We start from the raw sequence: 13,455 nt of genomic DNA on the forward strand, positions 1-13,455 counted from the left end.
CCCCCATGATCGACCCGCAGCGCTCGACCCCGGAGAACCTGGTCGCCCGGGTGCGGGCCGTGCTCCCCTCCCTCACCCCGTCGGCGCAGATCATCGCCCGGCTCATCCTCGACGACCCGGCGACCGTCGCCCGCAGCACCATCACCGAGCTGAGCGCCGCGTCGGCGACCAGCGAGGCGACGATCGTGCGGACCGCGCGGGCCCTCGGCTTCTCCGGATACGCCCAGCTCCGGCTCGCGCTCGCCGCCGCCGCGGCCACCACCCGCCAGGGGCCGGACCGGCTCGTGCCCGGCGACCTCGCCCCGGACGACCCGCTGTCGGACGTGATCGCCAAGGTGACCCGCGCCGAGGCGCAGGCGCTGGAGGACACGGCCGCGCAACTCTCCCCCGAGCTGCTCGGCGAGGTCGTCGGGGCCATCACCACGGCCCGGCGGATCGACGTCTACGGGGTCGCCGCCTCCGGGCTGGTCGCCCAGGACATGGCGCAGAAGCTGCTGCGCATCGGCCTGTCGGCGCACGCGTTCACCGACGCGCACCTCGCGCTGACCAGCGCCGTCCTCCTGAGGCCCGGGGACGTCGCGGTCGGGGTGAGCACGACGGGCGAGACGCCCGACGTGGTGGAGCCGTTGCGGCGCGCGGGCAAGGCCGGGGCGGCCACCGTCGCGATCACCAACAACCCGCGGTCCTCGCTGGCCGAGGTCTGCGGGCACGTGCTGATCTCGGCGGGCCGGGAGACGGCCTTCCGCCCGGGCGCGCTGGCCAGCAGGATCAGCCAGCTGCTGATCGTCGACTACGTGTTCGTCGGGGTCGCGCAGCGGACGTCGGAGGTGTCCAACGAGGCCCTGCGCGCGACCCGCGACGCCCTGGACCACTTCGTGTCCGACTCGCGGCAGCGCGGGCGCAAAGCCTGGTGAAGCCCGTCGCGGCAGCGCGGGCGACAAGCCTGCCGAAGCAAGCCCCTCAGGACCTGGCCGGGCGGCGCAGACCGTCGTCCATGACCAGGCCGATGCCGATGCCGAGCAGCCACACGTCCTTGGCGAGTGCCTTGCCCTGCTGGCTCGGCCGCACACTGCCGGGCCGCGTCATGCCGGGCGTGCGCAAGTAGAGCCCGACCAGCCCGGCGGCGAACCCGGTCAGCGCCGCGCCCGCGACGACGGAGGGCACCACCGGCAGCACCAGCGCGGCCCCGATCGCGATCTCGCTGAAAGACAGCACCCGCACCAACAGCACCGGGTCGACGCGGTCCAGGAACGGATAGGCGCGGACCGCCATGCCGTGGATCGACTCCGCGGTCTCCTCGTCGGCGCCGGCCTTCGACAGCCCGGAGTCCAGGAAGTACGCGCCGACGGCGACCCTCGGCGGGATCTGGTGGGGACGTGCGAGAAACCGCATGGTTCCTCCCGTTGCCTTCGCGTACGTTCCGTCACCGACCCCATACCCCACCGGTCCGTGGGCCTACCCGCCGGCCGTCCCGTCCCGTCGCTCACGGGCGGACGGGACGGGCGGCGTCCGGGCGGTCACCCGGCGTCGCGCGAGCGGAGGATCTTGGTCAGGGCCATGACGGCGAGCGCGACCACGCCGATGATCAGGGCCCACTTGACGAGCCCGGCGATGAGGCCGAGCACGCTACCGAGGAGGAAGAAGCCGACGATCACGGCGGCGGCGATAAGAAGAATGCGTCCCATGGCATTCACGCTAGGCCGCCGAGACCCCCGGCGATATGGTCGCGGGCGCCGTTCAGGGAGAAGTCAGGGTCGCCCCTGAGGGCCCGTTCGGGGCGCGGACTCGCAGGCGCCCCGAACCCGCCGAGCGGAGCCAGGCCGTAGGGGGACTTCTGTGCGCGTCTAGAGGACCGCGCAGCCGATCCGCACCGGAACCCTGGCCGACCAGCGGCCGGACACCACGTCGTACGCCTGGGCGTACCCGTTGGCGGGGCGCCCGGGGGCCGAGCAGTCGAAGACGCCGGTCTTCTTGCCGAAGCTGCCGCCCGCGAACCCGCCGTGCGCGGAGGCGCCGACGGTCCCGGTCCAGAACGTGCGCCCGGTGTTGTAGCGCAGGTAGAGCCTGACCTGGCCGAAGTTGTAGTGGTCGCCGCTCAGCTTGAGCCGCGGGATGTCGTCCACCGAGGTCGTGGTCGAGGTGCCGTCGCCGTTGTCGCGCGGCGGGACGGTGTACCGGTTGATCCACAGGCGGGCGGAGACCTTGCGGTCGGCGGCGGCGGCGTTGTCGGCGCGGGTCTGCGAGCGGACGCCGGGGGTCACGCAGACGTCGTCGCCGCTGAACGCCTCGCGCCACACGTAGCCGTTGACGCAGGTGTGCGGGCCGAACGCGCCTGAGGTCCACCGGCCCGCGGCGGCGGCGTTGTCGTCGCGGGCCTGCGTGCGGTTGCCGGAGGTGACGCAGACGTGGTCGGAGGGCCGGGCCTCGCGCCAGACGTAGCCCTGGCGGCAGGTGTCGGGGCCGAAGTCGCCGGTGGCGGCGGAGGCGGAGGTCGCGGGGACGGTGACGGCCAGACCGGCGATCGCGGTGGCGGCGAGACCGAGCAGGGTGCGCTTCATCTTTCTTCTCCTGAGGGTGAGTGCTTCCCGGTCCGGTTGATGCCGCCGGGGCCTTGCACGCTCAGTTAAAGGGGGGCCGCCTGCACGCCCATTGACATCCGCTTGACCTCGCCGCCGCAAGGCGCCTGCAAGTCGTTCAAGGCGCCTCGCGGGGGGCGTCGGCCGGTCCTCAGCCTGTCACTGTGATCTTGTCGACGTTGGGGCCTCCGTTGGATTGCGTCGCGGTCGCGCGGATCTTGTTGACCCCGGCCGCCAGGGTGAGCGTGAGGGTCCTGGTCGTCCAGGTGTCCCAGTTCGCGGTCGGGGTGAAGACCACTCCCGGCGCGGCCACGGTGCCGTTCACCGCGAGGTCCATCGGGCGGTCGGAGCTGGTGCCGTTGGCGTAGCGGACGGCCACGGTCACGGGTCCGGCCGAAGCGGCGTCGACCGTCCACTCGATGTACCCGCCGGTCGTGTTGACGTAGTCGACGAAACCGGTCCCGGTGTACCCGGTGTGGTTGGTGAACACCCCGGCCTGGGACAGCGTGGCGTCCTCGGCCTGGTACTCCGTGACCGTCCCCCCAGGGGTGGTGGTGGCCGTCACGGGCGCCGAGGCGGCGGAGACGTTGCCCGCCGCGTCCCTGGCCCTGACCGTGAAGGTGTGGGAGGTGCCGGGCGCCAGGCCGCCCACGGTGGCCGACGTCCCGCTCACCGAGGCCACCACCGCCGCCCCCTCGTACACGTCGTACCCGGTGACCCCCACGTCGTCCGTCGAGGCGTCCCACGCCAGCGACACACCGGAGGAGGTGACGCCCGTGGAACGCGGGTTGCCCGGGGCCGACGGCGGCGTCGTGTCGGGGCCTCCCCCGCCTCCGGCGGGCACGGTCTGCGTCGCGACGTTCCACCCGGAGACCCGCACGCTCGGCGCGGAGCCGTTCAGGTCGGAGGTGCGGTAGGTCGCCGTGAGGGTCCTGGACTCACCCGGCCAGAGGCTGATCGCGTTGTCCGTCCACCGCGCCGGCAGCACCGGCCTGCCCGTCGCGTCCACCACGTGGGCGTCCAGGTAGAAGGCGGGGATCTTCCCCGTGCCGGTGTTCCTGATCGTCACGCTGGTCGTCGTGGTGCCGCCGGAGGCCGAGGAGGACGCGGAGGCGCTCACCGGCGACCGCGCCATGCCCGCCAGGCCCTTGTGGTCGGCGTAGGAGGTGGTCGGGGTGTAGTACCAGTCGGTGGCCCCCCAGTTGATCACGTCGTCCTTGGTGGACAGCCAGTAGACGTTCCTGTCGATCTCACCGGAGCCGTCGCTCAGCGTGAGCCGCACCAGATGGCTGGTGGACAGGCCGCTGATCGACGGGACCGTGACGGCCTTGACCTTGCCGCCGTCGCCGGGCGCTGTGACCGTCGCGGTGTTGGTGTACTTGTTCGTGCCGTCCAGGTTGAAGACGTCCGTCCGCACGGTCAGGCCGGGGGCCGCCGCGTGGTTCTGGTTCACCACCACGACGCTCTTGTCGTCGTAGGAGTACATGACGTGCAGCGGCTTGTTCGCCTCACGGGCGCCGTGGTAGGAGCCGCCCTGGTCGAGGTAGGTGTCGAAGAGCTGCCAGTGCAGGGAGCTCCACCCGCTGTTCAGCATCCAGTAGATGACGCCGGTCGAGGGGTTGGAGGAGTCGGTGAAGTTGCGCCGGTACGCCTCGTACTGCGCGCGGACGTTCTCGTACTGCTGGAGCTGTGCCTTGCGGACGTAGTCGTCCAGGCTGGTGGCGGTGCCGTACCTGCCGATCATCGCGTTGTTGAACAGCTTGAGGTTGTTGAACGTGCTGGACGGCGACCGGTGGTACTGGGTGGCCGTCGGGCTCTGCCACAGCGTGGTCAGCTCGCTCGCCGACATCATCCGCTTCAGCGAGTCACCGGTGGGGACGTCCGGCCCGGCGCTGGTCTCGGAGTTGAAGCCGAACGCGCCGCCCTCCTGCTTGGCGAACCAGTAGTTCGGCGGCACCCAGTCGTACGGGCCGCTCATCTTCATGCCGGACCTGCCGAGCGTGGGCGAGGACTTGTCGGACGCCGCCGCGATGACGGGGGTCTTCCAGTCCGCGGCGTTCAGCGCGTCCAGGTAGCCCGTCTCCTGCTGGGCGTTCGGGGCGAAGTCGCTGCCGATCAGGAAGGTGAAGACGCTCGGGTGGTCGCGCAGGCGCACGGCCTCGGCCGTCATCGAGGCCTTGGCGATCGGGAAGTCCGCGGCGGTCCAGGTGTCGCCCGGCTCGCCGCCGTTGGTCTGGCCCTCCCACTTGTCGCAGCACTCCCAGCGGGCCATGACCAGGATGCCCATCTCGTCGGTCATGTCGAAGAGCTGGTCGACCTCCAGGTGGCCTTCGAGGCGGATCGTGTTCAGGCCGAGGTCGCGGACGTACCCGAGCTTGTCCCGGGCGTACGTCGGATCCCAGCGCATGAAGATGTCCGACGACCACCCGCCGCCGCGGATCAGCAGAGGCCGGCCGTTGATCTTGTACAGCCGGTGCCCGCTGCCGTCGAGCGCAGAGGTGACGGTCCGGATCCCGAAGCGGGTGTGGGCCGTGTCGCTCGCGGCGCCGGCGACGGCCGCAGTGAGGTCGAGGTCGTGGAGTGGCTGCCCGCCCATGCCGTACGGCCACCACACCTGCGGGTTCGTGACGGACTGGGTGAACGTCAGCGTCTTGGTCTGCCCGGCCGCGAGGTCGACGTCCTGGCTGATCGCGGACGAGCCGACGGTCCCGGAGACGGTCGCGTGCACGGCGGCGCCGGAGTCGTTGCGGGCGTCCACCTTGACCGTCAGGTCGGCGCGGTCCAGCGCCGAGGTGAGGGTGGTCAGGACGTGGGCGTCGCGCAGGGCCACCGCGCCGCTGCGGCGGACGAAGATGTCGCGGAAGAGGCCCATGTTGTTGTCGGGGGGCAACTGCACCCAGTCGATCCAGCCGATCGTCAGGTGCTTGTTCGGACTGTTCGGGTTCACCTTGAAGGCGACCGAGTTGACCCCGGAGCGCACCAGCGCGGTGACGTCGAGCTCGTGACGGGGGTAGGCGCCGGCGATCTGCGCGCTGGTGGCGACCTGCGTGCCGTTCACCCACACGTCGGCGCTGGAGACGACGCCGGTGACGTCCAGGAAGGTCTTCAGCCCGGTCTCGGCGCCGAGGGTGAAGTCGGAGCGGTACCACCAGGGGACCGTGAAGTCGGCGGCCGGGATGTTCTTCATGTTGGTGGAGTAGAAGGGGTCCGCGTACTTGCCGTTCTGCAGCAGACCGGCGAGGACGGTCGAGCGCGGGCCCACCGCCAACCATCCGGACGCCGCGTAGCCGGGGGTGGAGATCGCGGCGGGCGAGTCGGTGACCTTGGACGACGACTGGATCTTGTACCCGCTGAGGGCGGTCGGGGCCGCGGCCGCCGTGACGGCCGGGGCCGTGCTGGTCCGGATCGCTTGGACCGCGTGGACCCTGTGGGCGGTCTGGGCGGTCTGGGCGGTCTGGGCGGTCTGGGCGGTCCGGCTCGGCGGGCCCGTCCGGCCGGATGCCGCCATCGCGGGCACTCCTCCCGTGGCCGTGACCGCCAGCGCGAACGCGGCGATCAGCCGCGTCCTCGCCCAGCTTGCCCTGTTTGATCTGACCATAGGTCAACTCCGGGGGGTGTTAGTTAAGGAGGCTTCCTAACTATCCTCGGATTTTGACCCTCACATCCAGGTGAGTCAAGGCTCCGGCCGGTTACCGGAAACGCACACTCCCCACGCCCGCGCGGTATCCCTCGTCCTCCCGCGCACGGACGAGCGGGTGCGGACGCGGACGCGGACGGACGCGGGCGCGGACGGACGCGGGCGCGGGCGGACGCGGGCGGACGGGCGGTTCAGAAGGCGCGAGCCCAGAGAGGGATGGCTCAGACGGGGACGGCGAAGAGGGCTCTGCGGCCCTTGTACTCGGTGACGCTCCAGAGCTGGTTCTTCTCCGACCAGCAGGTGAGATCCTCCGGCCCGATCGGGAACTTCCTGACCTGGGCGGTCTGCCCGTCCGGCACGACCAGCAGCGAGCCGTTCGCCGTGGACGACGCCGCCTGGCTGAGGTACCACTTCCCCTTGTACGACAGCGCGCCCTGGATCTTCGCCGCCGGAAGCGCGAAGGCGTCCGCGGCCGCCGCCGTCCCGTCCGCGCCGGCGACCGGCGTACCGTCCGCCGCGAGCGGCCAGCGCGCCACCCTGCCCACCAGGCCGGGGTCCTCGGCGGGGTCGACGTACTCGCCGGAGACGAGGGTGTGCGGGGTCGTGCCGCGGTCGACGGCGGCGAACGAGAACCGGGCCTTCGCGGTGGCCGCCCACGCGTCCACCTGCGGCATCACGTACCGGTACCCGAACGCGTGGTACCTGCCGTTCCGCTTGCCGATCTTGTCGTCGTCGCCGTTCACCTCGAAGACGCGCCGGGTGTCGAAGACGCGCAGCCCGCGCGAGGTGTCGGCCACGTAGATCAGGTCGCCATACCACGCCACGCCGCCCGCGTGGATGTCGATCGCGACGTACGAGCCGTCCACCTTCGGCTCGACCAGCAGGACGTGCCGGTACTTGCGGGTCACCGTGCTCAGGAACGACAGGCGCACCCCGCGCTCGGTGGAGGCGCCCTCCGGCTTCCAGTACCAGCTGACCACGAACGCCTGGACGTCCTTGCGGCCCGCCTCGGACGACGAGGCGACGCCCTGCGGATACCAGTCGGTGGTCTGGTCGTCGCCCTCCTCGAAGCAGTACCAGTCCACGGGCCTGGGGTTCATGGATCCGAACGCGGACGTGCTCCCCTTGCGCACGGCCGTCCGGTTGGCGTCGGCGAGAACGGTCCTCAGGTCGCGGGCGGGCAGGGCCTTGGCGAGCGCCTCTACGGCCTTCGGGAGGTCGCGGGTGTTCCTGCGGAGCCGGAACGGTGCCGGATCCGTGGCGGTCATGCGGCTCGCGGTCATGCGGCGCTCCCGTCGCGCGTCAGGAGCGAGGACGCGTGCCGCCGTGGCGCCTGCCCGCGCCTTCCCCGCTCGGCCGGTGATCGATCTCGACAGTCTGCCGCAGAAGCGGAATATCCGCACACGTAATGACCAATCCGGCACTGATGGTCACCGCCGCCTCTCGGGGACCCGCACTCCGGACCGGCGACCACGTCCGTGGGGTGTACGCCGCCGGATCACAACGATTCGCGACGTCGCGCCGACCGGACGAGACACGACGTGCGTGGCGGGCGCCCCCCGCCCGCCGCACGGGCGCCCGCTCCGGCATGCCGAGCAGGCGCCCCCTCCATGAACGGCGAGCGATCCGCCAGACGGCTCAACGTGCCACGTACCGGACGCTCACGAGTTGGCACGTGGAAGGAACCCGCCCGCGCCGGTCACTCCCCCCGCGTCCACTCCCCGTTTCCCGCCTTGGGCGGGACGCCCATGAGGCGGTGGCGTCATCAGGCCTCGGGCTCCTCCAGGGACCTCCTCGCGCGCTCGATCACCTCGTCCCCGGTGAGCGCGCTCTTCGGATGGTGGCTCAGGCACAGAGACGTGCGCACCTTGCGGAACCCCCCGCCCTCCAGGGCCGCGTAGAACTCGCCCGTGCCGAGGTGCGCGACGTCCGCGACGGCGCCGCCCTTCGCGCGGGCCAGTTCCTTGGCCGCCTCGATCTGCACCGGGGCGTTCAGCAGGCCGAAGAACTGCGTGGCGGCGTTCCCCGGGATCCGGTTGTGCAGCCCCTTCGGCGACTGCGTCGCGAACACCAGCCCCAGCCCGTACTTGCGGGCCTGCGACGCCAGCGCCAGCGTGCTGTGCGTGCACGCCGTCATCGCCCCGGACGGCGCGAACGTCTGCGCCTCGTCCATGACGAACAGGCCGCCCAGGGGGCGGTTCCCGGCCGGGTTGCGCTTGATCCACGAGAACAGCGCCATCTGGAGCTGGTTGACGAACCCCTGCCGCTGGCCGTCCGAGGGGAGCCCGGCGAGGTTGATGACCGAGACGCGCGCCCGCTTGCCCTTCGCGGGGGTCAGCAGCACCCCCGGGTCCACCGGGGTCCCGGTGCCGCCGAACAACGGGTCGATGACCATCGCGGCGTGGAGGTTCTCGGCGATGTCCGCCGCCAGCTTCTCGGCGTTCTTGAGCTCGCTCACCCCCTCCGGCAGCGCCGCCAGGACCTCGATCAGGCCCTTCAGGTTCGTCGCCCCCCGGCCCGCGTAGTACATGAGGGCCTCCCGGAGCACGGCCAGGCCCTGGTGCACCTTCGCCGCGTTGCCGACCAGCTTCGCGCGCGGGGCCAGGGACTCCACGGCGCTGTCCACGGCCTCGCGGAACTCGTCCCGGTCGTCGATGACGCCGCTGAAGTCGGGCAGCGGACGGAACGTCAGCGGCCGTCCGGCGTCGCGGCGGGGCGTCCAGACCACGACGTCGGTGTTCTCCAGGTAGTCCTTGGCCCTGGCCGCGTCCCCGGGGGCCCACTGCGGCGGGTCCTCGGGCCACGCGTCGCCGAGGCGGGCCAGGTCGTTGTTGGGGTCCAGGACGATGGCGGAGACCCCGTTCAGCGCGCACTCCTCGACCAGCCGCCGGATCAGCACGGTCTTCCCGGACCCCGACCCCGCGAAGATCACGGTGTGCTTCCGCAACGCCTCCAGCTCGATCTCGACCGGCGTGCCCTCGGCGAACGTGGTTCCCACCCTGATGACGGAGGGCCGCCCCGCCTCCAGATCCACAGCGTCCCGCCGCGCCACCATCCCGGTCACCGCTCCCAGCGCGTCACCCACCCCGCGCCCTGCCACCGCCCCGGCCGCGCCGTCGGATGGGCCGGTGGCATCGGGCTCACCGGCCATGCTGGACGAGGTCGGCGCGGTCGGCGCGGTGGACGAGGTGGGCACGGTGGACGAGGTGGGCACGGTGGACGAGGTGGGCGCGGTGGACGAGGTGGGCGCGGTGGACGAGGTGGGCGCGGTGGACGAGGTGGCGGTGCCCGCCGAGGAACCCGCCGGGTGCAGCGAGGCGAGGCCGTTCAGGGCCGTGGCGCCTCCGGGGCCTAACCCTCCTTTGGGCGGCCGGATCGCGCCCTTCCCACCCTGGCCGTCCTCACCGTCCGTCTCGCCCGGGTCCCCGGTGCCGGAATCGTCCCGCCGCGTCTCCGGAACGCTCCAGACATCAACCAGGGCCTCGGTGAACAGCTTGACGTCGTCGGCGGGCCGGCGGGCCAGCAGCCAGGCGGGCAGATCCGGCGCGTTCTCCGCGAACATGTCCCGGAGGGCGGCGAGGATCTTCAGGTCCTCCTCGTCCACCGCGAGGGTGCGACCACCTGCCCGCTCGAACTCCGCGACCGCTTCCTGCGTACGCGGCCCGCCCGACCAGTCCCCGTTGCGCAGGACGAACAGCCGCCGCGCCGGGGACCCGCTCATCAACCCCGCCGCCACGGCCGCGGTCCGCAGCCGGTTGAGCGAGGCCAGAGCGTTCCGCGAGGAGATGGCGCGAAAAGCCCAGTGCGCCTCTTCCTCGGACTCCTCGTTCAGACTCCGCCGGAGCCGCGCATGCAGGGGCGGCTTCGCACTCGGCGGCGCATCCTGACTGAACTCCCGACCAGCCTCCCCCTGCCCGGCGATCCAGGCCGCCAGCCCAGCGGACAGCAACGCGGGGATCACCGTGTCCTCGGACGGGAACTCAAGGGCCGGACCGATGACCGCCGCCGCCTTGAGCTCGGCGAACCTCGCATCCAAAGCGCTCAGATCCGGCAGGTCGACAGGATCGGGGCGCACGATGATCGAGGTGATCGGGTCCCTGAGATTCTCCAGCTCACGTACTTCATCCCCGGCCAGACAGGCGCGGACATGCTGGTCGATCTTTATGAGAAGCTGCCGCGCAGTGAAGTAGGGGGCGTTCTCGAACGCGGACGGCTTGACCGGCCAGGTCGGATAGGGTGGCCGGAATCCGACGGCTCGAAAGCGAGACTGCAGCCGTTTTTCGACCAATTCCATGCCGATCTTGGCATTTGGAATGGACTGCAGGTGAGGAACCTCTCTGAACCGATCACGCACAGCGTCGACAGCCACCGTCTTGATAAGCGCCCACGACGCTGGCAGGCAGGACAGCACCGTAAGTGTTCGACTCGTGTACTCGCGGAGCGACATCAGACCGCCCGCGATGTGCTCAATCCCCAGAGCTTCACGCCAGTCGTATTCTGACCCACTCTTGGTGGCGATCGATGTCTGTGCAATGAGAGCGTCCACTTGGTCGACGGCGATCACAGAAGGACCGATCATCGCCAGCAGACGAGAGACGTCTCGAACGATCTCCTGGGGGGACTTCTTGGTCTTTTGAATTCCCCACGCGGCACGCTCTCCTGACTCTTCCTCAGGCTGAGAGGCCAGGTAGGAGGCGCCGATGTCCTGAGCATGGAAATTGTCCGAGGCCAGCAGCACCAGCGCCCGCGCGGTGTCCTGCGTCTCACGACCGATCTTGCCGTCGAAGCGGCGCAACGCCTCAATGAATCCGTCCAGCGTCGCCTTAGTCAACGGCGCATGCCCGATCAGGTGAAGACGTTCCACACGTTGCATTCCGACGTAGGCGGACAGTTTCCTCAGGAACATTCTAAGCTGGCTGTCACCGTCCACCTCACGTGCGAGGCTGTCCAGCATCGACACGAGGATGCTGTCCCAGAAGTCTCTCGCGTCCAGCAGGTTCACCAGGAAGAAGTGACCGCCCACTTCCTGAACTCTTTCACGAACCCACCCTACGAGGTGTGTCTTTCCGGACCCGCGTTGCCCTTCGATGACCACCCCGATCGGACTCGCCGTGAGACTGTCGCCTGCCTCCGCGATTCCGTATGTGAGCGCCTGAACGGTGGCGCGGTGCAGACCGTTCACATGGAACTCGGACGGACGCCACACGTCGTCGGGAACCTCTGCGTAGTTGAACCGTAAGGCTTGCAGGGCAAGCCGCTCCTCAGTTCTCATCATGCTCCGATCCAGAGAAGATGCTTGTCCTGGTCGCCGATGTTCACGGCCGCCTCGCGGTCCTCCTTGGTGAGTGCCTTGCTGTTGGATTCCGGAACCAAGTCAACGTCGGCGGAAAGGATCATCGTTGTCAGCACCTCATCCACCTCCGCCCGGGGAATATCGCCGAGGTGCAACCTGATCTCCGCGAGGCCGACCCATGCGCCGGGTTCCTTGGCCACCTCGCGGTATGTGGCTCGGATGCGTGCCTCGATGCTTTCTCCCTCCAGGGAATTCATCGATACATCAGAAGCCGCGGATGAGGGCTCTGACGCGTCTACCGACCCAGACACGAGCAAATCGGGATCGGACAGACCCCCAGAACTGGCGTAGACATCCAGGAGCCTGACTTTAGGCCGGTGTAGAACGTTTTGGATTCCATCGGCCAACACCTGGACCAAGGCGCCCGCATACCCCGTGGGCCTTTGGATGCCCTCACGGAGCATCTCCTCCAGTTGCTTCCACCCATGGTCGCTCAGCACATGAACGAACGAACGGCCCTGCCTCCTGCTATCAACCAGCTTGAGATCGTTCAGCTTGAGGCGCTCCTTGCCGGTGATCGTCAGACCCCACGTCTCCTGGAGCTCGGGGTTCGAGACCTCTCTGTTCTCCCGCATCAGTACTGCCAGGTAGGTGAGCAAGAGCGGTGGCAACTTCTCGTCAGCCATGACGTTTTCCTTCCAGTAGTCCGTTTCGGCGGCCTTGGAGGAATTGCTCCAGCTGACCGACGACCTTCTCTACATCTGTCAAAACCTGGGTGTTCGTGAAGCGCAGGACCGCGTAGCCGTCGAGTTGGAGGCGTACGTCGCGTTGGCGGTCGGCGGCGAAGTGGTCAGGTTTGAGGTGTTCCTCGCCGTCGATCTCCACGGCGCAGCGCTCGTCGTGCCACAGGAGGTCGACGCGGATCGGGTTGGTGAGGGGGTGGGATCGGTAGGTCTGGTTCCAGGCGCGGCCTTGGGCCCAGGGGCGGGAGGCGAGGGCCTTTTCCAGGGTTTTCTCCGCTTTGCTGCCTGGGTGCGGGGATCCGGAGACGGCCGGGTAGACGATGGCACGTTCCACTGGATGGGCGGACCAGCGCGGCGATATCCGTCCGTCGCGGCCCGGGAAGCGCAGCGTCACCGGTTCGACGCGGTCGGCGGACGCGGTCAGGTCGCCCGCCAGCCAGACGCCGAACCCGCCCCGGGCGGCCAGCCATTCGCACGCCGCGACGAGCACGTCCTCCTCAGACGCGGACAACCTCTCGGGCACCCTCACCAGGATCGCCGCCTGGGAGCGGCCGAATCCGGAGGCGAGTACCCGGGCGAGCCCCGCCGCGCGGACTTCGGGGGTGAACCTGGAGCTGACGGGCACTCCGCGTAGTGCCGATTCGGCGAGGTCGGCGAGGAACGGACCGAAATGACGGCTGGTGGACGCGGCCCGGAGCGCCAGGGTCCGTACGGCGATGACCGACGCCCCGCCCGGCCCCTCGATGCCCTCGGCGCCCGGCAACCAGGCGGGGAACAACTCGACCGCGGCGGCTTCCAGCTCGCGCAGCGCCCTGGCCACCGTCTCCGCCAGGGAGCCGGCGGCCGGGGGGATGTAGGTGAGGATGGCGGGCGCGTCCTCGGGGAGCGGTTCGACGGTGAGCGCGCTCACCGCGGCGTCCGCCTGTAACAGGCGTGCGACACGCCCCACCGGCAACTCAGCCCACGAATGTGCCACAGGTATCCCTCTGCGCATCGATCACTTCAGGTTGCGCACTTTATACGTGAGCGATACCGGCGCGCACGCCTTTGCCCGAGACCCGGCTATTTGCCCTGTTTAACCTCGATCTTTCATGAGTGGGCTCTGGTCGCGTAGCGACCGCACCCGACCTTGTTTTCGCGGGTGGCCATGCTCGTGGTCCGACTGTCGCGTCGGGTGGCGGGGTTCCACGGGCCCGGGTGGTCTCC

The 13,455-nt window shown here is 69.9% G+C and carries 9 protein-coding genes; 1 reads left to right on the forward strand and 8 read right to left on the reverse strand.

Features of this window, described 5'->3' with window-relative positions; all coding sequences use genetic code 11:
- Positions 1 to 5 precede the first annotated feature (5 nt).
- On the forward strand, positions 6 to 914 hold the full coding sequence (locus DQ384_RS30335; protein WP_114032298.1) for a MurR/RpiR family transcriptional regulator: 909 nt from the start codon (positions 6 to 8) through the stop codon (positions 912 to 914).
- Positions 915 to 960: 46 nt separating this feature from the next.
- Here DQ384_RS30335 and DQ384_RS30340 read toward each other — a convergent pair whose 3' ends face one another.
- The 8 genes from DQ384_RS30340 to DQ384_RS30375 form a co-directional block, all read right to left on the reverse strand.
- Entirely contained in the window at positions 961 to 1,392 is a 432-nt protein-coding gene (locus DQ384_RS30340) for a hypothetical protein (protein WP_114032299.1), read from the reverse strand.
- A gap of 125 nt (positions 1,393 to 1,517) precedes the next feature.
- Entirely contained in the window at positions 1,518 to 1,685 is a 168-nt protein-coding gene (locus tag DQ384_RS40560) for a DUF4175 domain-containing protein (protein WP_147268943.1), read from the reverse strand.
- A gap of 159 nt (positions 1,686 to 1,844) precedes the next feature.
- The gene (locus tag DQ384_RS30345) at positions 1,845 to 2,558 is read right to left on the reverse strand and encodes a hypothetical protein (RefSeq protein WP_114032300.1); all 714 of its coding nucleotides are present in this window, start codon (positions 2,556 to 2,558) and stop codon (positions 1,845 to 1,847) included.
- A 169-nt stretch (positions 2,559 to 2,727) separates the two neighbouring features.
- Positions 2,728 to 6,174 (reverse strand): glycosyl hydrolase 2 galactose-binding domain-containing protein, encoded by a 3,447-nt coding sequence (locus DQ384_RS30355; protein WP_220183220.1) that lies wholly within the window; start codon positions 6,172 to 6,174, stop codon positions 2,728 to 2,730.
- A 260-nt stretch (positions 6,175 to 6,434) separates the two neighbouring features.
- Positions 6,435 to 7,496: a hypothetical protein gene (locus tag DQ384_RS30360; protein WP_114032301.1), complete on the reverse strand. Its 1,062-nt coding sequence runs from the start codon at positions 7,494 to 7,496 to the stop codon at positions 6,435 to 6,437.
- Positions 7,497 to 7,978: 482 nt separating this feature from the next.
- Entirely contained in the window at positions 7,979 to 11,488 is a 3,510-nt protein-coding gene (locus tag DQ384_RS42410) for an ATP-binding protein (RefSeq protein ID WP_220183221.1), read from the reverse strand.
- Complete coding sequence (locus DQ384_RS30370) at positions 11,485 to 12,192, reverse strand: hypothetical protein (protein WP_114032302.1); 708 nt, start codon at positions 12,190 to 12,192, stop codon at positions 11,485 to 11,487. The genes DQ384_RS42410 and DQ384_RS30370 overlap by 4 nt, the downstream gene beginning before the upstream one ends.
- Positions 12,185 to 13,159, reverse strand: coding sequence for an endonuclease domain-containing protein (locus tag DQ384_RS30375; protein WP_147268944.1), 975 nt, complete (start codon positions 13,157 to 13,159; stop codon positions 12,185 to 12,187). Before DQ384_RS30375 ends, DQ384_RS30370 begins: the two co-directional genes overlap by 8 nt.
- Between the last annotated feature and the right edge of the window lie 296 nt (positions 13,160 to 13,455).

It is taken from the genome of Sphaerisporangium album (assembly GCF_003323745.1).
Taxonomy (GTDB): domain Bacteria; phylum Actinomycetota; class Actinomycetes; order Streptosporangiales; family Streptosporangiaceae; genus Sphaerisporangium; species Sphaerisporangium album.

What these genes read in the sequence shown, in the direction of transcription:
- DQ384_RS30360 (WP_114032301.1), bottom strand. Translation starts at nt 7,496, where the DNA reads ATGACCGCGAGCCGCATGACCGCCACGGATCCGGCACCGTTCCGGCTC.
- DQ384_RS30340 (WP_114032299.1), bottom strand. Translation starts at nt 1,392, where the DNA reads ATGCGGTTTCTCGCACGTCCCCACCAGATCCCGCCGAGGGTCGCCGTC.
- DQ384_RS30370 (WP_114032302.1), bottom strand. Translation starts at nt 12,192, where the DNA reads ATGGCTGACGAGAAGTTGCCACCGCTCTTGCTCACCTACCTGGCAGTA.
- DQ384_RS30335 (WP_114032298.1), top strand. Translation starts at nt 6, where the DNA reads ATGATCGACCCGCAGCGCTCGACCCCGGAGAACCTGGTCGCCCGGGTG.
- DQ384_RS30345 (WP_114032300.1), bottom strand. Translation starts at nt 2,558, where the DNA reads ATGAAGCGCACCCTGCTCGGTCTCGCCGCCACCGCGATCGCCGGTCTG.
- DQ384_RS42410 (WP_220183221.1), bottom strand. Translation starts at nt 11,488, where the DNA reads ATGATGAGAACTGAGGAGCGGCTTGCCCTGCAAGCCTTACGGTTCAAC.
- DQ384_RS40560 (WP_147268943.1), bottom strand. Translation starts at nt 1,685, where the DNA reads ATGGGACGCATTCTTCTTATCGCCGCCGCCGTGATCGTCGGCTTCTTC.
- DQ384_RS30355 (WP_220183220.1), bottom strand. Translation starts at nt 6,174, where the DNA reads ATGGTCAGATCAAACAGGGCAAGCTGGGCGAGGACGCGGCTGATCGCC.